Source organism: Hyphomicrobium sp., assembly GCF_020852195.1.
Classification (GTDB): domain Bacteria; phylum Pseudomonadota; class Alphaproteobacteria; order Rhizobiales; family Hyphomicrobiaceae; genus Hyphomicrobium_C.
In genome coordinates this window covers 1-19726 of record NZ_JADZBI010000056.1, presented here as the reverse complement: position 1 = coordinate 19726, position 19726 = coordinate 1, and the positions used below count along the sequence as shown (strand labels likewise).

Here is a 19726-nt window from a genome sequence, read left to right as displayed (position 1 = left end):
GTAGCCTAGACATAGAACAGCCCGATGCGCCGTCCGTCGATCTCATGAACGGGAATGTCGATCTCGAAGATCTCGCGGAGCACCTGGCTTTGCAGGATCTCGGACGGGGGGCCTTGCTTGACCACGGCGCCGTCGCGCATTGCCACGATGTGATCGGAATAGATCGAGGCGAAGTTGATGTCGTGCAGGACGAGGACGAACGTCTTGCCTAGGTCGTCGACGATCCTGCGGATAAGCTTCATCATGCCGGCGGCGTGCCGCATGTCGAGGTTGTTCAAGGGTTCGTCCATCAGGACGTAGTCCGTGTCCTGGCATAGCACCATGGCGACGAAGGCGCGTTGCCGTTGCCCGCCCGACATCTCGTCGAGGAAGCGGTCTGCCAGCTCATCAAGGCCCAGATACTGGATCGCTTCTCCGATCCTCCGCCGATCCTCCTCGGTGAGACGCCCTCGCGAATGGGGGAACCGGCCGAAGGCCACGAGGTCGCGGACGGTCAGCCGCGCGGTGACATGATTGTCCTGCCGCAGGATGGAGAGACGCCGGGCGAGGACGTCGCTCGGTGCGCTTGCCACGTCGAGCTCGTCGACACGCACCGAGCCTGAAGTCGCCGGGAGCAGCCGGCTCAAGAGACCAAGGAGCGTCGATTTTCCCGCGCCGTTGGGGCCGATTATGGACGTGATGCCGCCGCGCGGAATGTCGAGGGACACGTCGCGGACGACGCGGGCCTCCCCATAGGCTTTTGTAAGGTTGCGCGCGACGATCATCGCGATGCACTCCGCAGGATGAGAAGAATGAAGGCAATGCCGCCGGCGAACTCGATGATGATGCTGAGGGCGGTGTCGAAGGCGAAGATCCTCTCGAGGACGAGCTGTCCGCCAACGAGCAGCAGCGTTGCGATCAGCGCGGCCACGGGAAGAAGCAGCGCGTGCCTCTCGGAGCCGCTGATGCGGTAGGCAAGGCTTGCGACGAGCAGTCCGAAAAATGTCGTCGGCCCGACGAGCGCGGTGGACACGGAGACCAGGACGGCGACGATGATCAGGATCTGGGAAACGATGGCCTTGTAGTCGACGCCGAGTGCGATCGCGGTGTCACGTCCCAGGAGCAGAACATCGAATGTCCGGATCATGCGCCAGCCGAAGATCGATACGGCCAGCACCGCCAGGGCAGCGACGGCAAGGACATTGGTGTCGACCGTGTTGAAGTTCGCGAACAGGCGATCCTGGAGGACGACGAACTCGTTGGGTGCCATGATCCGCTGCATGAGGCTGGACAGGCTGCGGAACAGGACGCCGAGCACGAGGCCGACGAGCACGACGAGGTGCAGGCTCTGCGCGCGGCCGGAGAACAGGCACACGTAAAGGATGCCGGAAAAGCCGATCATGGCCGCGACCTGAGCCAGGAAGAGCACCGAAGGAGGGAGCGCCACGCTGCCGCTGCTGCCGATCACGAACACCAGGCTCGTCTGGATCAGAACATACAACGTATCGAGGCCCATGATGGACGGCGTCAGGATTCGGTTGGCCGTCACGGTCTGAAACAGGATGGTCGACACCGCGATCGCATAAGCCACGAGGACCATGGCGGCGAGCTTCGTTCCGCGAAACGGCAGCACGAAGCTCCACGGCCCCTTTGCGCCGACCGTCATGAAGGCCAGGCTCGCAAGCGCACCCAGCACGGTGAGCGCCAGCAGAAGGGTGACCGGCCACTGTCGGATCGTGTCACGCAAGGCGGGCATGTTTGCGCAGCAGCAGATAGAGGAAGAGGGCGCTCGCGACGACCCCAAGCATGGTTCCGACCGGCACCTCATAAGGTGCGTTCACGATGCGACCGGCGATGTCGCAGGCGAGGACGATCCCGGCGCCGAGCAGGGCGACCCAGGGCAAAGCGCGGCGCACATTGTCGCCCAGCATCAGGCTGACGAGGTTCGGCACGACGAGGCCGAGGACCGGGATCATGCCGACCGTCACGATGACGACCGCGGTCACGATCGAGACGATGACAAGGCCGAGCGCAACGACGCCGCGATAGTCGAGGCCAAGATTGGTGGTGAAATCCTCGCCCAGTCCGGCGACGGTGAAGCGGTCGGCGAAGGCATAGGCGAGTGCGGTGAGCGCGAAGGCAAGCCAGAGCAGCTCGTAGCGTCCGCGCAGGACCATGGAGAAATCGCCGTTGCTCCAGGTGGCGAGGGACTGCATCAGATCGAAGCGATAGGCGAGGAATGTCGCCGCCGCGTTGATGACGCCCCCAAGCAGGATGCCGACGAGCGGCACGACGAGCGGAGACTGAAGCGAGAGCTGCCTCAGGATGCGTAGGAACAGGGCGGTGACCAGCAAGGCGAACCCTGCGGCGGCGATCAGGCGCACGGGAATGGGCGCGTCCGGCACGAGAATGAGCACGAGCAGAAAGCCGAGCTTCGCCGCTTCGGCTGTTCCGACCGTGGACGGCTCCGCAAAGCGGTTGCGGACCAGCATCTGCAGGATCGTGCCGGAGACGGCCATGGCCGAGCCGGCCAGGATCAACGCCGCCGTGCGCGGCACGCGGCTTTCGAGGAGGATCTGGGTCGGCGCGTCGGTCCAGCCGGACTCGAGGAGGGAGCCGAGCGAGACATCGCTCACGCCGACGAAGATGCTCCAGACAGCCAAGCCGACGAGAGCCACGACACCTAGTGCGAGAAGGGGCATGGGATACTCGCGGCTGCGGATGGCTAGTGTGTGGCGTCGAGCGCGTGCGTGATCTGATCGATATTGGCCTGGAGCGATACCAGCCCGCCTCCGACCAGATACCAGCGTACGGGATCGAGGTAGGCGACATGCCCTTTCTGCCACGCGTTGGTCCGCGCGACGAGGGGGTTGTCGAGCAGTTGCGCGGCGGGTTGGCCCGCAAGCCCGATGGCGGCGTCGCGGTCGATGACGAAAAGCCAGTCCGGGTTGGCTTTGAGGATGAGCTCGAACGATATGCCCTGGCCATGCACTGCCCTGTCGAGCGCATCGACAGCCGGTGTTATGCCAAAGTCGGTGTGCAACGTTCCGAAGCGGGAGCGGGGACCGTAAGCGCTCATGCGGCCGCCCGTCGTAAGGATGATGAGGCCGCGCCCGGCTCCGCGCGATTTTTCCCGGACAGCCTGGATGGCCGTCTCGATCTTGCCGATGCGCGCCTCGATCTCGCTCTCCTTGCCGAAGATCCGCCCCAGGGTTCTGGCGTTGCGGAAGGCGGTGGCCAGGAAGGCGTTCTCGTCGGTCGACAGGTCGATGGTGGGGGCGATCCGCGACAGCTCCTTGTACTTGGGAGACGAGCGCCCCGCCACGATGATGAGGTCGGGCGCAGCCGCGTTGATGGTTTCGTAGTCCGGCTCGAACAGTGTGCCGATCTTGAGATACTTGCTGTCCTTGTACTTCGAGAGATGCGCCGGAATGTGGGAGCTGACGACGCCCGTGACCTCGACGCCGACCGCGTCCAGGGTCTCTAGGCTGGCAAGGTCGAGCGTGAGAACGGTCTTCGGTGGCGCCGGCAGGACCGTCTCGCCTTGCGCGTGGGTGATGGTGATCGGCTCGGCTCGCGACGGCGCGGGGGACAAGATCAAGGCCAGGAGAATTGCAAGTCCCGCCGCAAGGCCTTGCCGGGACGGCCAACACCTCGGGTTCTTGTCCGGGTAAACCACCTGTGCGGCTCCTTTTGGCTAATTTTGGCGCTGATACGTCCCGTGGCGGCATGCGTGCGCCGAGCAAGCGCGCGGCAGGGCCCTGCATCGGCAACTAATAAACTTGAAATATGTAGTCAAGGTTGTGGCAGATTGTCGGGCTGCGAATGTAGTAGTGCGCGTCCGCCCGTTCCCGACAGACAGCACCCCGCCTTTCGTGGCAGGTACGGCCATTTCCAGAAGATGGCGTGTCGGGAGACAGGGAGGCAGAATGCACGTTGTGGAGGCCCACGTGAAATCGGAAAAGGCGAGCAGCTACCTCGTGCAGCTTTGCAAGCACTTCGCGCACAAGACGCCCACGGATTACGACGAGAGCCGAGGCCGTGTAGATTTTCAGCCGGGGCTCTGTGTCCTGCACGCGGTCGGCGATCAGCTCAGCTTGAGGTGCGAGGCCCTCAACGAGTCGACGCTGCTTCGCGTCAAGGATGTCGTCGAGGTTCATCTCGTGCGCTTTGCATGGCGGGAGAAGATCGCACTGACCTGGACCGAAGGCGTACCGGCGCGGCCGATCCCCTGAGCGGCGCGTGAGACCTTCCGAGCAAAGCCAATGACGGACTCCCAATTCCTGCTGAGGCGCTTCTTCTCGTACTACCGCCCCTACAAGCGGCTTTTCCTGCTCGACTTCGGCTGTGCGGTCGTGGCCGGGCTGCTCCAGCTCGGCTTCCCGCTGGCGGTGAAATATTTCGTCGACGAGCTTCTGCCCGGCCAGGATTGGGGGCTGATCCTGGCCTGCGCGGCGGCCCTGCTCGGTGTCTACATCATCAACGCCGTGCTCATGGCGATCGTGAACTACTGGGGGCATGCGCTTGGCGTCGGCATCGAGACGGACATGCGGGCCAAGGCGTTCGACCACCTGCAGAAGCTGTCGTTCCGCTTCTTCGACAACACGCAGACAGGGCACCTGATCACCCACGTCACCAAGGATCTGGAGGAAGTCGGGGAAATCGCCCATCACGGTCCGGAGGACGTGTTCATCGCCATCATGACCTTCATCGGGGCGTTCCTGCTGATGTTCGCCGTGCACTGGAAGCTGGCGCTCATCAGCACCATCATCGTTCCCTTCATGACCTGGCTCGTGGCGCGATACGGCGCGCGCATGACCCACAACTGGGAGCGCCTGTTCCGGCAGGTCGGCAACTTCAACACCCGCATCGAGGAGAGCGTGGGCGGGATCCGCGTGGTCAAGGCCTTCGCCAACGAGGATCACGAGCGCAGGGTCTTCGCGCGCGACAACGAGAGCTACAAGAGGACCAAGCTCAACGCCTACGCCTACATGACGGCCAGCATCACGCTGAGCTATCTCAGCACGCGGCTTGTGCAACTGATCGTCATGGTCGCGGGGGCCTGGTTCGTCATTGCAGGCGAGCTGACCTATGGCGGCCTGATCAGCTTCATTCTGCTCATAGACGTGTTCTTCCGCCCGATCGACAAGATCACGGCGGTGCTCGAGAGCTATCCGAAGGGTGTCGCGGGGTTCAGGCGCTACACGCAGCTTCTGGATACCGCGCCGGATATTGCCGACAAGCCCGATGCGATCGTGGTCGGCCGTCTCAAAGGCGACATCGTCTTCAAGGACGTCGGCTTCAGCTATTCCCGCGATCGCAAGATCCTCAGCGGATTGAACCTCGCCATCGGTGCCGGAGAGACGGTGGCGCTTGTCGGGCCGTCCGGAGCGGGAAAAACGACGATCTGCTCGTTGCTGCCGCGCTTTTACGAGATCGACGCGGGCGCGATCACGATCGACGGCATCGATATCCGCGACATGACGCAGGCGTCGCTGCGGGCCCAGATCGGCATCGTGCAGCAGGACGTGTTCCTGTTCGGCGGCTCGATCCGCGAGAACATCGCCTACGGCAACCTGCATGCCACCGACGCGGACATCGTGGAGGCGGTGCGACGCGCCAAGCTCGACGCCTTCGTCGCCTCGCTTGCGAATGACCTCGACACGATCGTCGGCGAGCGAGGGGTCAAGCTCTCGGGTGGACAGAAGCAGCGCGTGGCCATCGCCCGCGTCTTTCTGAAGAATCCCCCCATTCTCATTCTCGACGAGGCGACATCGGCCCTCGATACCGCCACCGAGCTTCAGATCCAGCAGTCGCTGGCTGCGCTGTCCGAGGGACGAACGACGCTGGTGATTGCCCATCGGCTCGCCACCGTCCAGCACGCGGACCGGATCGTCGTCGTCGATGAGACGGGCATCGTCGAGCAGGGCAGCCATCGTGCCCTGCTGGAGCGCGACAGCGCCTATGCGCGCCTCCACCGCGCGCAGTTCGCAAAGTCATGAAGAAACAGCAATAACTTTAGCTTGATCGATCCCTGTGGTATTCACTACAGGAATAGTCAACATTGTAGTAGTGCGTTTCGCGGGGGTGTAGGAATGTCCGCCGTGGTCAGGCCGAACGACAAGCTGAGCGATCGACTGCGCGTTCGCGCGCGCGGATTGTCGCCGTCCCTCACGCGTGTGCTGGAGTTCATCGACACCCACCGGCATGAGACCATGACCATGTCGGCCGTCGAGCTTGCCGCAGCGATTGGAACGTCCGACGCGACAGTGATCCGTTCGGTGCAGGCCATCGGATTCGATGGGTTGAAGGAGCTCCGGCAAGCGCTCGCCACGGCGCTCGGATCTGGCCAGAGCCCGATCGACACGATCACGCGGACCGTGGCTTCGATCAAGGAGCACTCGGCGACGGCCATCGATCAGGTCTTTGCCGACCACCAGGAGACGTTTGCCGCCCTGGCGTCGGACGAGACCTGCCGGAGCATTCTGGCAGCGGTCGAGAAGCTGTCGCCAGCCAAGAGAATAGGCGTGTTCGGGATCGGATCGACCGCATTTCTCGTGCGTTATTTCGCATTGTCGCTGAACCGCACGGGGCGCTCGACTGCGGTCTTCGACGACTGCATGGCGCCGCTTCCCGAGCAGTTGCTCGAGATGGGCAGCGCAGATGCCCTGCTGATGCTGGCGTACGGCAAACCCTACAAGCAGGCCACGGCGACCATTGCCGAGGCGCGGCGCCTGAAGGTGCCCATCGTGCTGATCACCGATACGAACGAGCCCTTCATCACCCGGCATGCGGACGTGGTCGTGCCGGTCCTGCGCGGCAACGCCGGCCGTGTCGCCATGCACGCCACGACGTTGGTCTGCCTGGAGGCCCTCATCTTCGCCCTGGTGGCGGACAATCCGGCGAGGGCGATCTCCACGCTCGAACGGCTCAGCGCGTTTCGCAGATCCGTCTACAAATAAGCGGCGTGTCAAATTTGCACCGCTTGTCGCTTTTCGCCGGGCGGTCCGATCAAAATATTTACTACTACAGTCAGCAATCAAAGTCTGTCCCTCGCACAGGCCAGTCAGCCACCGCCGATCGCGGCGTCAGCCAGCCAGCTTGTATCCGAAGTTGAGGTCGTCGCGGCTGCATCCGTGGCGGCTTCATCTCACAGTCGAATTTTGGGGGATGACTTATGCGTCACGTCAGCGGCAACGGATCTCGATCCGCGGCAATCATCATCAGCGCAGCGGTTTCGTGCGGGCTCGGGTGCGGGTCGGCGGCGATGGCCCAGGAGGAGGCCGCCGAGCTGCCGCCGCTCGAGGTGACGGCGAAGAAAACCGCGAAAAAGAAGAAAGCCGTTCCCGCAAAAGCCGCCCAGCCCGTGCCTCAGAGCGCGCCGGCCGAGACGGTGGCCGACGAAGCGCCGGCTCCGGTCACGGTGTCGGGCGAGCCTAGCATCGGTACCAGCACGGTCGACATCACGTCGCAGGATCTCGAGCGCCTCAACCCCACCGACATCAAGGGTGTCTTCTCGGGACAGCCCGGCATCCTGGTCGGCAGCCCGCTGCCGGCCTCGCAGAAGGTCTACGTCAACGGCTTCGAGGAGACCACGCTTGCCGTCACCATCGACGGTGCCGCCCAGAACAACAAGGTGTTCCACCACAACGGCACCAACTTCATCGATCCGACCCTCCTCAAGGCGGTGCGTGTCGATGCCGGCGTGGCGCCCGCGGATGCCGGATTCGGCGCGCTCGCCGGCTCGATCGCCTACGAGACCAAGGACGTCGGCGATCTGCTGGACCGTGACGGCCTCGGCGGGTTCGCGAAGACGCAGTTCAACACCAACGGCAACGTGTTCACCACGAACCTCGCCGCCTACGGCATGTCGAACGGCTTCGAGATCCTGAGCTACTTCAGCCTCGGCGACGGCGACGACTTCGAGGCCGGCAACGGCCGCACCGTCGGTGGCACAGAGACCAACTATCTGAGCGGCCTCGGCAAGGTCGCCTACCAGGCGCTCAGCGGCGACCGCTTCGAGCTTAGCCACGAGCGCTTCAGCGACGATGCCCTGCGGCCTTACCGCGCCAACTTCACACGGCCGCCGATCGGCCTCGAGCCGCTGTACCGGACCTACGACCTCGACCGGCAGACCACGGTCTTCAACTACAGCGATGCCACGCCGCGCGGATGGTGGGATCCAAAGGTCGTGATCGCCCACAGCAAGACGGAAGTGTGCACGCCGACCGTCGATCGCTTCACCGGCGACGTTTCGCCGGTCTACGGCGAGTCCGAGAGCTTCAACGGCAAGGCGGAGAACAAGTTCTCGTTCGATATCGGCAACGTCATCGCCGGCGTCGACTTCACCTCGCGCAGCGCTTCGCTCGCCTATCCGGGCGAATACATGGACGAGGAGAGCGACGTCGTCGGCGGCTATGCGCAGGCGCGGCTCGAGCCCATCGAGGGTACGCGCGTGTCGCTCGGGGGCCGCGCCGACCACCAGTGGTTCACCGGCACCAGCGGGCAGACCTTCGAGGACAGCGGCCTAAGCGGCAACATCTCGGGCGAGCAGGATCTGTTCGGGCGCTTCCTCACCGCCAAGGCCGGCTACTCGCACGTCTGGGGCGGCGTTCCCCTGGCCGAGAACTACATCATGAACCCGAACTGGAGATACCTCGACGGCCCGAAATCTGTCGAGGCCGATAACTACACGGCGGGCCTCGTTGCCCGTTACCAGGGCTGGACGTTGGAAGGCAGCGTGTTCCGCTCGGAGATCGACAACGCGCGTGTGGCAGCCTATAGCGACGCAACGCTCGGAGCCCTTCGCGCCCGCGACATCGAAAGCGAAGGCTTCGAGATCGGCGTCGGCTACGACTGGGGCAACGGCTTCCTGCGCGTGAAGTACGTCAACATCGACGTCAGCATCGACGGCAAGCCGGCGGACTCCGACACCGGCACCTACGTGGCGACGCCAGTCGGCGAGATCATCACCATCACGGGCGTGCATACGTTCGCCGGCACCGGCCTCACGATCGGCGCGGACGCCGAGATCGCGCCCGAGTACGACTACGTGATCGCGGGCTCGCCGCCGTACAAGAGCTACAAGGTGTTCAACGCCTTCGCCGAGTACAAGCCGGGCCTGCCCTACGACCTCACGTTCCGGGCCGACGTGCGCAACATCTTCGACGAGACCTACGCCGACCGCGCGACCTACGGCCAGGAATTCGGCATCGTGACGCCGCTCTACGAGCCCGGCCGGTCGTTCCTGCTGAGCACGACGGCGAAGTTCTGATCCAGCAGCCACCCGGCGAGATCTTCCAATCTCTGCCGGGTGGCCATACAGCGGTCATGGGGCAGCCAGGTCGGAGGTGGGGCGGAATGCAAAGTGTCTGCTCATGACCGGAACCGGCCGCCAGCCAGCACCAAGCACCAAATCTCCGGCAAGACTGGCACGCTTGTGAGCGGAGCCGGCCTTGCGTTCTCATCAGCAAGCGTTGCCATTCGCCGCAGTCGAAGACGAACACGCCTACAGCGTGTCCCTATTGCAAGCTCGGGCTAGGCGTTAGGCGTGATCGAGAGCTTCGCATTCAGCCGCCGCGGCCTCTGCGCTGCAGATGCGCTTCCCTGTAGAGGAGGCCATCAGGGGCGGGAAAATCGTAGCCTGTAGAGGTGCTTGGGGCCTTGGCGGGCTTTATCGTAGGCCATCGTAGGATGGCTCCGCGGGTAGGATTCGAACCTACGACCGATCGGTTAACAGCCGATTGCTCTACCACTGAGCTACCGCGGAATGGCCGGAGAGCCGGGCTCATAGCAGATGGTGGCCGGCAGGGCCAGAGGGTACGCAAAAAAACTCGCAAAATCGAGGCGGTGCATTGCCCCTCGCGGGACTTGGCCCCTGCAGGGCCCGCGGCTTATGGGCGACGGGCAGATGTCGCACCGTCTGGCGCCCATGGTCGGGGACATCGTCCGTGTCGCGCAGCGCACCGCGCGTCGATGGCGTGAAGGCCGGACGGCCAGAAGCCGGTAATGCGGAACCGGGAAGTCGTAGTATGGTCCGGCCTCGCGAACCAACGCATCGACACGCACGTTCACCCGCCATGCAGGACATTCCCTCGGACTCCGTCGGCACCGCAGCCCAGCGGCGGGAGATCATCGCGACGTTCTCTGCGCTCGTGCTCGTGCTTCTGCTGGCGTCCCTCGACCAGACCATCGTGGCGACGGCGCTGCCCATCATCGTTGGCGAGATCGGCGGGCTCTCGCATCTGTCGTGGATCGTGACCGCCTATCTGCTCTCGAGCACCGTGGTCGTGCCGCTCTATGGCAAGCTCGGCGATCTCTACGGGCGGCGCGTCGTGCTGCAGGCGGCGATCGTGGTCTTCCTCGCCGGCTCGCTGCTCTGCGGGCTGGCGCAGAACCTGCCGGAGCTGATCGCTTTCCGCTTCCTGCAGGGGCTCGGCGGCGGTGGGCTCATCGTCACGGCCATCGCCGTGGTCGGCGACATCGTGGCACCGCGCGAGCGGGGGCGCTACCAGGGCTTCTTCGGTGGCGTGTTCGGCCTCTCGACGGTTCTCGGGCCGCTGATCGGCGGTTTCATCGTCGAGCATTGGTCGTGGCGCTGGATCTTCCTGATCAACCTGCCGCTCGGCCTGCTCGCGCTCGCCGTCATCAATCGCACCATCCGCAGCCCCGCGCGCAAGGTGGCGGCCGAGATCGACTACCCCGGCGCGGCGCTGCTGGCCCTCGCGCTGACGTCGATCGTGCTCGTCACCAGCCTCGGCGCGACGTTGATCCGGGAGGCGCCCGTCAGCCTGTTCGCGATCTCGCTCGCCGGCGTGCTCGCGCTCGCAGGCTTCCTCTATGTGGAGACGCGGGCGACGGACCCGCTGCTCCCGCTCTCGCTGTTCCGCATCCGCGCCTTTACTATCGGCACGTCCGTTGGCCTCATCGTCGGCATGGCGCTGTTCGGGTCGATCACGCTGCTCCCGGTCTATTTCCAAGTCGTCAAGGGGCTCGACCCGACGAGCGCAGGGCTGCATATGACGCCGATGATGCTCGGCGTGTTCGTGAGCTCGATCACGAGCGGGCAGATCATCAGCCGCATCGGGCGCTACAAGATCTTTCCCGTCGTCGGCACTGCGGTCATGACGGGAGCGCTGCTTCTCCTCTCCACTATCGATGCCGAGACGCCCTCCTCTCGCGCCGCGCTCTACTTGCTGCTCTTGGGACTCGGCCTCGGCATGGTGATGCAGATCCTGGTCATGGCCGTGCAGAACGCGGTGCCTTACGAGCGGCTCGGGGTCGCGACGTCGGGCACGACGCTGTTCCGCTCGATCGGGGGCTCCGTCGGCGCGGCGTTGTTCGGCGGCATCTTTGCGTACTTCCTCGAGGGGGACCTTCGCGTGGCAGTTCCCGGTGTCGAGGGGTTGCTCGATCCGGCGGCGATCGCGGCGCTTCCGGAGCCGCTCAAGTCGCGCTACCTCGCAGAGTTCGTGCATGCCCTGCATCCGGTGTTCCACACGGCGTCGGCACTCGCGTTCGTCGGATTCCTGCTCGCGCTCGCCATCCGCGAGGCGCCGCTGCGCACCACCATCCAGCCGGAGGCGCTGACGGAGGCCTTCCCGATGCCGCGCGATGCGACATCGCTCGAGGAGCTCAAGCGGATCGTCACGCGCATGACGGCACGCGAGAACCGTTGGCGCGTCTATCAACGCGCCGCGGGACGCATCGGACTCAAGCTCGAGCCCGACGAGCTGTGGATGCTGGCGCGCCTCGGCGAGAGGCACAGCCGGGCGACGCAGGACGATCTCGAGGCGTGCTCGCGGATCGGCGCGTCGCAGTGCCGGGGGCTGCTCGATCGTCTCGTTGCGACGGGAATGGCGAGCCGCACGCCGGCCGGCCTCTACGAGCTCACCGCGGAGGGCCGGGCGGGCTACGAGCGGCTGTTGCGCCGTCGAGAGACAGATCTCGAGGAGATGCTCGCCGACTGGGACCGCAACGAGCATCCCGACGTGCGTGCGATGATGAAGGAGCTCGCCAAGTCGTTCGCCAGCGCACCGCCGGCGAAGGTGTGACGGCGGGCGAACGATGTGCGTTGTGCGAAAGGAAAGATGGAGGCCACGGCCGGAATCGAACCGGCGTATACGGATTTGCAGTCCGCTGCGTCACCACTCCGCCACGTGGCCTCTGGTCCGTGAACCTGAGCTGGGAATCTTCCCATCACAGGGCCCCGGGCTGAAAAATGAGCGGCCGAGGTGCGCACCTGGGTGCGCCCGGAGGCATCTATCATATAGACAAAGCCGTGCACAAGCACGCGGATCCCAGTTTCAGCGGTTCTGGCCGCAGTCTGGGAGATAGAGGGGAGCCAGGGCCGCGCGCGAAAGCGGCGCGGCTCGCGGAGCTCCCGCGCAGCAGGCCCGGCGCGCTGGTGATCGTGTGGATGCGGGTTTGCTTGCCGGATTGGTCGTGTGGGCATTGTGGCCCGGCGGCTCGCAGGCGGACGTCGGTCCTGCGCGGCCTCGGCGCTGTGGCCGGGCGAAGCGACATTGAGTATGGTCGGAGCCGCGGACAGGTCTCGGAAGCCTGCGGGAGGTTGCAGTGGACTACGCGACGCAGCGTAAGAACATGGTCGAATCGCAGGTGCGCCCCAGCGACGTGACGGACCGGCGCATCATCCGCGCGATGCTCGAGCTGCCACGCGAGGCGTTCGTGCCCGAGCGTTTCCGGGCGCTGGCCTATATGGACGGGCCGGTGCCGCTCACGTCCGCGGGGAGCGGCCCCCGCCGCGCGTTGTTGCCTGCACGCACGCTGGCGAAGATCGTTCAGGCGGCGGAGATCGATCCGACCGCGATCGTGCTGGATATCGGCGCCGGCGCAGGATACGGGGCTGCCCTGCTCGCGCGCCTCGCGGAGAGCGTCGTCGCGCTCGAGGCCGACGCGGGGCTTCTCAACGCCGCGCGCACAACTCTTGCGCGTGAAGGCGTGGACAAGGTGACCCTCGTCGAGGGAGAGCTGGCGCAGGGGTGGCCGAACGAGGGGCCATATGATGCGATCGTCATCGAAGGCGCGGTGGAGGCCGTGACACCGGAATTGCTCGACCAACTCAAGGATGGCGGGCGCCTCGTCGCCATCGTCGGTGATCGTCCAGCGGGGCGAGCGACGGTCTGGCGCCGCGACGGCAGCACGTTCGCGGCAGCGGCAGTGTTCGACGCTTCGGCGGAAATCCTTCCGGGATTTGAGAAAGCGCGGGCGTTCGCTTTCTGAAAATTGCCGCACCCCTTGCAAGATGCCTCGGAATGTTTACTGCGTATAATGAAAGCCGTCTGAGTCTCCGTGCGCTGCTTTCATTTATTTTTGTGATTTATCAATAGCTTGTTCCGGTATGTCCGTTGGCTTTCTTATTTGCGTCACGGGTTGGTCTTGCGCTTGCTGTGTGGGAATGAGGCCACGCATCTGGGTACATGTTGGGCAATGGCCCTCAGTCTGCTTCTGCGAATCATGTTCGTGCTCTACTAAGTTTCAACGCGTTGGGCTCCCTGTGCGGCTTTTGGGCGTGAGTAGTCCGTCGCCAAACTGCCGGGCTAAGCTATCTTGGGGTGGGATTTGCTCGATCACAGGCGGATTTCGCGGGTTGCTTCTCTTGCCGTTGCTGCAACGGCTGGGGCGCTTCTCTATTGCCTGCCCTCGGCGGCTGTAGCCGAGTCTCTCAATCAGGCGCTGGCAGCCGCCTACGAATACAATCCACAGCTCGATGCCGAGCGTGCGCGCCTCCGGGCGACCGACGAGGAAGTGACGCGCGCCCGGTCCGGCTTCAGGCCGGTGATCACGGGCGGGGCGGATATCAACTACAACTGGTCCAAGTCGCGCTCGAGCACGGCCTCGGTCGAGGAGGAGCTCAAGCCGGGCGGCTACTCGATCGACGCCGTGCAGCCGATCTTCAGCGGCTTCCGGACCATCAACGCCGTCAACGAGCAGGAAGCCAATGTGCGGGCCGCACGCGAGACGCTGCGCGCCGTCGAGCAGTCGGTGCTGCTGCAGGCGGTGACGGCCTTCATGGACGTGGTGCGCGATCAGGCGATCGTGCGGTTGCGCGAGAACAACGTCAACGTGCTCTCGCGCGAGTTGCGGGCCACCGAGGACCGCTTTGCGGTTGGCGAGGTGACGCGCACCGACGTGGCGCAGGCGCAGGCGCGTCGGGCTGGCGCCGTATCGGCGCTCGACCTTGCGAAGGCCAATCTCAAGACCAGCCGTGCGGTCTACGAGCGTGTCATCGGGCATGCACCGGGAAATCTGGTCGAGCCGAGGGGTTATGAGCGCTGGCTGCCGACCTCGCTCGATGAGGCCACGCGGATCGGAACGCACGAGAACCCGGCAGTGGTCAACGCGCTCTATCTGGAGCAGGCGGCCAAATTCGGCGTGGATCGGATCCGCGGCGAGCTCCTGCCGAGCGTGCAGCTCGAGGCTTCGTATAGCGATCGCTTCGAGACGTCGAGCATCATCAACGAGTCCGAGAGCGCGACCGTTACGGGCCGCCTGACGGTGCCGATCTACGAGGGTGGCGAGGTGTACGCCCGCGTGCGTCAGCAGAAGCACATCCACGTCAGCCGACTGCAGGAGATCGAGCAGGCGCGCAGCGAGTCCGAGGAGGCCGTTGTTGCCGCTTGGTCGCAGCTTCTCGCTGCGCGGGCGCAGATCCTGTCCGATCAGTCGCAGGTCGATGCGAACACGACGGCTCTCACGGGCGTGCGCGAGGAGGAGCGGGTTGGTCAGCGTACGCTGCTCGATGTGCTCAACGCGGAGGCGGAGCTTCTGAACTCGCAGGTGACGCTCGTATCCACCCGGCGCAACCTTGTCGTCTCAAGCTATGCGGTGCTGGCAGCCGTCGGGCGGCTCGATGCCGTCAATCTCGGCTTCACGTCGATCGCCTACGATCCTGAGGCTCATTATCAGGAAGTCAGGCGTAAGCCTTGGGGTACCTCGATAACTCATTCGGATGGTCGCATCGAAGATGTGCCGCCGCCAGCGGATGGCGCCGATCCCGTAAAATAATCTCCTTGAGCAGGCCGCGCAGGATGGGTTAGCTGAGCCTCCCTGCTCGTAGATTTGTGTTGGCCTGTGGCTTTGCCACATCGTTGCCCACTATGGCGCTTAGCTTCGAGCGCGGTGGGAATCCCACACACAACTTTTGGATGAGCGGGAGTGCGGCGCCTGCCGGGTACGGGTGGTCCCCGGCGTTGCCAGCACAGTGTTTGCCTTGATGCGACGCATCGGGGCCGGGGGTGGCCGCATATCTTCGCGGGTGCTTCTTACGGGGGGCGGCAACCATGCGGGTCGGGTGCCGTGACTGCTTGTCGTGGAGTGCGTAGGGAGTGGCGTAATGAACATGACAGAGAAGAACGGCCAGCCGAGCATGGAGGAGATCCTGGCGTCGATCCGCCGGATCATCGCCGAGGAGCCCGCAAGTGCCGCGCACGGTGGGGAGCTTCGCGGAACGCCCATCATGCTGAAAGGCGACGGCGCGCTCGACGACGCCGGCGAGTTCGATCTTCCTGCGATTTTCCGCTCGTCGCCTCCGCCGGCCTCCGAGCGACAGACCCCGCTGCTCGGACGTCTCACGGACGCGATCCGCAGTGCGACCCATTCGGACGGGCGCAGCGTCGCGAACGGCGAAGATCATCAGCATGCGGAAGCCGTCGAGGTTGCCGCGGCAGACGGTGCTTTCCATGGCTTGAGTTCACTCAAGCCGGTGCGTCCCGAAGCGCGTGTCACGGATCTCGGGCTGGCCGGCCCGACGCGTCCCCTCGCCGGGCCGTCGCCCTCCCACGAGCCTCAACCGGGACCGGCGCCCGCCGCAACGCCCATGACCGCTTCTGGCGCGAACTCCGAGGAGCCCAAGCGCGTGATGGCTCCGTTCAAGGATACGCACTTCCTGCGCATGGCGGCGCCAGTGGATGCCGCCGCTCCGAGCCCGGCTCCCGCTGCTCCCGCTCCTGTGGCTGCGCCAGTCATGCCTCCCATCGAGGCCGCGACGCAGCCGGACTTCAGCTCCATCATTCCTGCTCAGATTGACCGCAGCATGCTCGTTACCGGATCGCCTGCCGTGCCGCAGACGCCGCACGTCGCTCCGGTATCCATGCCGCCTCCGCCGCTTCCATCGGCGGTCGAGCACAATGCGCTCGTCACCGTGCCGCCCGGCGGTGCGGAGGAGACGGGCACCATCGAGGACACGACCGCCGACCTGCTGCGTCCGATGCTGCGCCAGTGGCTCGCCGACAATATGCCGCGCATGGTCGAGAAGGCGCTCCACATCGAGATCGCAGAAAGCATCAAGGCGCCGAAAAAGCCGTAAGTGCCCCAGCGATGCCATATTGGGCCGAATGCGCAGTCCTTCGCCTCGAAAACGTCTCACGGTTCGTTGAGCATATTGCAATGAAGTGTGCGGACGGGCGGTCGGGACGCATTGAAGCCCGTTCGGCGCCGAGGTACGTCTTTTCCATGGAACGAGATTCAGTTCGCTCTTCGATCGCAGGCCGCCGAGCAGCCCGGAACGGGATCGGCTTGGGTGCGCGGCGGAGGGCAGGCCGAGCTGCGACAGGTTAAGGCATGAACAGACCGGACAAGGCCGGCGAGCCCAGCATGGAGGAGATCCTGGCGTCGATCCGCCAGATCATCGCCGACGAGCCGTCGACCGATCAATCCGAACCGGCCATCGAGGCCAATCCCCTCGTGCCGCAATCGCTCGCCTCCAAATCGCCTGAGCCGCGCGGGCCGCTGGCGGATCGGTTGAGCGGCGTGCTCAAGGGCGGGCCGCTGCCGCCGACCAGTCCGCTCGGATCGAAGCGTCCGCTGTCGTTCGATCAGGATCTCGCCGACATGTTCGACGAGCAGGATCCGTCCAACGGCAGCGCCGCCGCAGCGCCCAAGCCCGACATCCGCGTCTCGCCGGGGCTGAGCCATCCCATGGGGCCGAAGAGCTTCGTCGCGCTCGGGGAGGAGGCGCCGAAGCCCGCGTCCGGCGACGGTGCGGCTGCCCTTGCGCCGCAGCCTGCCGCGCCGGCGCAGCCCGCCCTCCAGCCGGAGCCGCCTGCGCCTTCGCAGCCGTTCGGCAGCGTCGAGCCCCCGCAAGCGGAGCCCGCGCCGCCCAAGACGTTCGGTTTCCCGCCGCTGCGCAAGACGAGCTTCTACCCGCCGCAGCCCAAGACTCCTGCCGCGCCGACCTATACTCAGGCCGGTCCGGCGCCGGGTGTTACTGGTCCGGAGGCGTCCGCGACGCCTGCTGCGGCATCGGATCTGACGGCTGCGGCGTCCGCGAGCCTCGACGATGCGTTGAAGCGGATCGAAGGCAGCCTCGGCTCGGCGGCGCCCGCTGATGTGGGTGGCACGGGCATCGACGCCACGCTCGCCTCCAACACGCAAGCTTTCTCCCATGGCGGTAGTTCTGCCGCGGAAACCCGCGTGCCCGAGAGTCCCTTCGATAGCAGCGCGCCGCGCCGCGAGGCTCCGGAAGCGCCGCTCTCCTCGTTCGCTCCGCAGCAGCCTGTGTCTGCGTCTCCGATCCAACCCGAGGTCGCGCGTCCGGCCGCGGGCCAGCCGTTCACGGCGCCGCCTCAGGCGTTCGGCAACATCGATCACAGGTCCTACGACGCGCGGCCTGCTGCGCCGATCGACAGCCGGCCGGCAGAACCGCGGCCCTATTCGGATCCGTTTGCCCAGAGCGTGCGCGGCGCGCCCGGCTTTGGGGCATCGCCGCGTTTTGCGCCGGAGCCCGACATGAGCGCCGCTGCCGCGCATCAGGCGCTCGACGCGTTGGCGCAGGGACTCGCCGCGGCCTCGGCGGCCTCCGCGTCCGCGGAGCCCGTGTCGCAGGCCATTCCGCTCACGCCCGTCATCGAGACACTAGATGCGGAGATGCGATCCGCGCCGGCGCCGTCCACGCTGCCCGCGACGGTCTCGCAAGCCGGCAACAGCCCGGTCAACCGCACGCTCGAGGACGCGGTTGCCGACATGCTGAGACCCATGCTGCAGCAATGGGTTGCCGACAACATGCCGCGCATTATCGAAAAGGCGCTGCGTAACGAGGTCAGCAACTCGGTCAGGCCGGGCCACAAGCCGCCCGGAAGCTGATGATCCCGGGACGTCCTGGCCGAACCTCAAGAGGCGGGGTCTGCGCAGCCGTTCTCCGGCTGCCGATTGACAGGCGGCAAGCGGGTTCGTAGGACGCCAGCTCCCTCTTTTCATCCCGCAAAGGCAGCCGCGCCCCATGCTCGACAAGACGTATCAGCCCGCCGAGATCGAGCCGCGGATCAACGAGGCGTGGGAGAAGGCCGACGCCTTCCGCTGCGGTCGGCCCGACCGCGCCGGCGCCAGGCCCTACTCGATCGTGATCCCGCCGCCGAACGTCACCGGCTCGCTGCACATGGGGCACGCGCTCAACAACACGCTGCAGGACGTGCTGGTCCGCTTCGAGCGCATGCGCGGACGCGACGTGCTGTGGCAGCCGGGCACGGATCACGCCGGCATCGCGACGCAGATGGTCGTCGAGCGCCAGCTCATGGAGCGGCAGCAGCCGGATCGGCGCACGCTCGGACGCGAGGCGTTCGTCAAGCGCGTCTGGGAGTGGAAGGAGGAGAGCGGCTCGACCATCGTCAACCAGCTCCGCCGGCTCGGCGCCTCGTGCGACTGGAGCCGCGAGCGCTTCACCATGGATGAGGGGCTTTCGCGCGCGGTCCTTAAGGTGTTCGTCGAGCTCTACCGCAAGGGGCTCATCTACAAGGACAAGCGGCTCGTCAACTGGGACCCCAAGTTCCAGACCGCGATCTCGGACCTTGAGGTCGTGCAGGTGGAGAAGAAAGGCTCGTTCGCGTGGGTCGACGGCGATCCCGAGAAGCCGTTCGATGCGGAGGCGCTGGCCAAGGTCCTGAAGAAGGATCCGTCGGGGCACATGTATCACTTCCGCTATCCGTTGGCGCAGAAGGTGCCGGGGTATGACGCGGACACCATCGTCGTCGCGACGACGCGGCCCGAGACCATGCTCGGCGATACTGGCGTCGCCGTGCATCCCAAGGACGAGCGCTATGCGGCGCTGATCAAGGCGGGCGCGAAAGTGCGCCTGCCGCTGGTCGGACGCGAGATCCCGATCGTCGCGGACGAGTACTCCGATCCCGAGAAGGGAACGGGCGCGGTGAAGATCACGCCGGCGCACGACTTCAACGACTTCGAGGTCGGGAAGCGCCACGATCTGCCGAAGATCAACGTGCTCGATGCGTTCGGGCAGATCGTGGACAGCGAGGACGTGCCGCAGGCCTATCGCGGGCTCGGCCGATTCGTGGCGCGCAAGCGTGTGGTCGCGGATCTCGCGGCGCAGGGGCTGCTTGCCAAGATCGAGCCGACGACGCACACGGTGCCGCACGGGGACCGCTCGAACGACGTCATCGAGCCGTGGCTGACGGACCAGTGGTACGTCAATGCGGCGGAGCTGGCGAAGCCGGCCATCGCGGCCGTGGAGAACGGCAAGACAGTCTTCGTGCCCAAGAACTGGGAGAAGACCTACTTCGAGTGGATGCGCAACATCCAGCCGTGGTGCATCTCGCGCCAGCTCTGGTGGGGGCACCAGATTCCGGCGTGGTACGGGCCGGACGGGCACGTGTTCGTCGCCTACGACGAGGACGAAGCGCGGGCGCAGGCGGAGAAGCACTACACCGGATCGAACGTGCCGATCACGCTCACGCGCGACGAGGACGTGCTCGACACGTGGTTCTCGTCGGCGCTG

The 19726-nt window shown here is 65.5% G+C and carries 14 protein-coding genes and 2 tRNA genes; 10 read left to right on the top strand and 6 right to left on the bottom strand.

Going from position 1 to position 19726, the window contains the following annotated elements; translation table 11 throughout:
- Nucleotides 1-5: 5 nt before the first annotated feature.
- The 4 genes from IT540_RS04350 to IT540_RS04335 are packed head-to-tail and all read right to left on the bottom strand — an operon-like array spanning nucleotide 6 to nucleotide 3574.
- The gene (locus IT540_RS04350; RefSeq protein ID WP_291173806.1) at nucleotides 6-764 is read right to left on the bottom strand and encodes an ATP-binding cassette domain-containing protein; all 759 of its coding nucleotides are present in this window, start codon (nucleotides 762-764) and stop codon (nucleotides 6-8) included.
- The gene (locus IT540_RS04345) at nucleotides 761-1735 is read right to left on the bottom strand and encodes an iron chelate uptake ABC transporter family permease subunit (protein WP_291173803.1); all 975 of its coding nucleotides are present in this window, start codon (nucleotides 1733-1735) and stop codon (nucleotides 761-763) included. Before IT540_RS04345 ends, IT540_RS04350 begins: the two co-directional genes overlap by 4 nt.
- Nucleotides 1719-2681, bottom strand: coding sequence for an iron chelate uptake ABC transporter family permease subunit (locus IT540_RS04340; RefSeq protein WP_291173800.1), 963 nt, complete (start codon nucleotides 2679-2681; stop codon nucleotides 1719-1721). Before IT540_RS04340 ends, IT540_RS04345 begins: the two co-directional genes overlap by 17 nt.
- Nucleotides 2682-2704: 23 nt before the next feature.
- Nucleotides 2705-3574, bottom strand: a complete 870-nt coding sequence (locus IT540_RS04335) for a siderophore ABC transporter substrate-binding protein (protein ID WP_291173797.1) — start codon at nucleotides 3572-3574, stop codon at nucleotides 2705-2707.
- A gap of 334 nt (nucleotides 3575-3908) precedes the next feature.
- On the opposite strand from IT540_RS04335, the gene IT540_RS04330 reads away from it, so the two are divergent.
- The 4 genes from IT540_RS04330 (at nucleotide 3909) to IT540_RS04315 (ending at nucleotide 9253) form a co-directional block, all read left to right on the top strand.
- Entirely contained in the window at nucleotides 3909-4214 is a 306-nt protein-coding gene (locus IT540_RS04330; RefSeq protein ID WP_291173794.1) for a DUF2218 domain-containing protein, read from the top strand.
- Nucleotides 4215-4262: 48 nt separating this feature from the next.
- On the top strand, nucleotides 4263-5981 hold the full coding sequence (locus IT540_RS04325; protein ID WP_291173852.1) for an ABC transporter ATP-binding protein: 1719 nt from the start codon (nucleotides 4263-4265) through the stop codon (nucleotides 5979-5981).
- A gap of 102 nt (nucleotides 5982-6083) precedes the next feature.
- The gene (locus tag IT540_RS04320) at nucleotides 6084-6941 is read left to right on the top strand and encodes a MurR/RpiR family transcriptional regulator (protein ID WP_291173791.1); all 858 of its coding nucleotides are present in this window, start codon (nucleotides 6084-6086) and stop codon (nucleotides 6939-6941) included.
- Nucleotides 6942-7246: 305 nt separating this feature from the next.
- On the top strand, nucleotides 7247-9253 hold the full coding sequence (locus tag IT540_RS04315) for a TonB-dependent receptor (protein ID WP_291173788.1): 2007 nt from the start codon (nucleotides 7247-7249) through the stop codon (nucleotides 9251-9253).
- Between the two features lie 420 nt (nucleotides 9254-9673).
- Here the strand turns inward: IT540_RS04315 and IT540_RS04310 are convergent.
- Nucleotides 9674-9748 (bottom strand) — tRNA-Asn (locus tag IT540_RS04310).
- Between the two features lie 310 nt (nucleotides 9749-10058).
- Here IT540_RS04310 and IT540_RS04305 point away from each other — a divergent pair.
- Nucleotides 10059-12032 carry an MDR family MFS transporter gene (locus tag IT540_RS04305; protein ID WP_291173784.1) on the top strand — a complete coding sequence of 658 codons (1974 nt, stop codon included), beginning with the start codon at nucleotides 10059-10061 and terminating at the stop codon, nucleotides 12030-12032.
- Between the two features lie 37 nt (nucleotides 12033-12069).
- Here IT540_RS04305 and IT540_RS04300 read toward each other — a convergent pair.
- Nucleotides 12070-12143: transfer RNA gene (locus IT540_RS04300), tRNA-Cys, on the bottom strand.
- A gap of 412 nt (nucleotides 12144-12555) precedes the next feature.
- On the opposite strand from IT540_RS04300, the gene IT540_RS04295 reads away from it, so the two are divergent.
- The 5 genes from IT540_RS04295 to IT540_RS04275 form a co-directional block, all read left to right on the top strand.
- On the top strand, nucleotides 12556-13221 hold the full coding sequence (locus tag IT540_RS04295) for a protein-L-isoaspartate O-methyltransferase (RefSeq protein WP_291173781.1): 666 nt from the start codon (nucleotides 12556-12558) through the stop codon (nucleotides 13219-13221).
- Between the two features lie 339 nt (nucleotides 13222-13560).
- Nucleotides 13561-15006 (top strand): TolC family outer membrane protein, encoded by a 1446-nt coding sequence (locus IT540_RS04290; RefSeq protein WP_291173778.1) that lies wholly within the window; start codon nucleotides 13561-13563, stop codon nucleotides 15004-15006.
- 328 nt (nucleotides 15007-15334) lie between these two features.
- Entirely contained in the window at nucleotides 15335-16306 is a 972-nt protein-coding gene (locus IT540_RS04285; RefSeq protein WP_291173774.1) for a DUF2497 domain-containing protein, read from the top strand.
- Nucleotides 16307-16560: 254 nt separating this feature from the next.
- Complete coding sequence (locus IT540_RS04280) at nucleotides 16561-18081, top strand: DUF2497 domain-containing protein (protein WP_291173770.1); 1521 nt, start codon at nucleotides 16561-16563, stop codon at nucleotides 18079-18081.
- Nucleotides 18082-18217: 136 nt separating this feature from the next.
- The coding region (locus tag IT540_RS04275; RefSeq protein ID WP_291173766.1) for a class I tRNA ligase family protein at nucleotides 18218-19726 on the top strand (1509 nt) is incomplete at its 3' end.

Excerpts from the sequence above, each read along its gene's own strand:
- IT540_RS04350 (WP_291173806.1), bottom strand. The coding sequence starts at position 764 with ATGATCGTCGCGCGCAACCTTACAAAAGCCTATGGGGAGGCCCGCGTC.
- IT540_RS04345 (WP_291173803.1), bottom strand. The coding sequence starts at position 1,735 with ATGCCCGCCTTGCGTGACACGATCCGACAGTGGCCGGTCACCCTTCTG.
- IT540_RS04340 (WP_291173800.1), bottom strand. The coding sequence starts at position 2,681 with ATGCCCCTTCTCGCACTAGGTGTCGTGGCTCTCGTCGGCTTGGCTGTC.
- IT540_RS04330 (WP_291173794.1), top strand. The coding sequence starts at position 3,909 with ATGCACGTTGTGGAGGCCCACGTGAAATCGGAAAAGGCGAGCAGCTAC.
- IT540_RS04315 (WP_291173788.1), top strand. The coding sequence starts at position 7,247 with ATGGCCCAGGAGGAGGCCGCCGAGCTGCCGCCGCTCGAGGTGACGGCG.
- IT540_RS04305 (WP_291173784.1), top strand. The coding sequence starts at position 10,059 with ATGCAGGACATTCCCTCGGACTCCGTCGGCACCGCAGCCCAGCGGCGG.
- IT540_RS04285 (WP_291173774.1), top strand. The coding sequence starts at position 15,335 with ATGAACATGACAGAGAAGAACGGCCAGCCGAGCATGGAGGAGATCCTG.
- IT540_RS04280 (WP_291173770.1), top strand. The coding sequence starts at position 16,561 with ATGAACAGACCGGACAAGGCCGGCGAGCCCAGCATGGAGGAGATCCTG.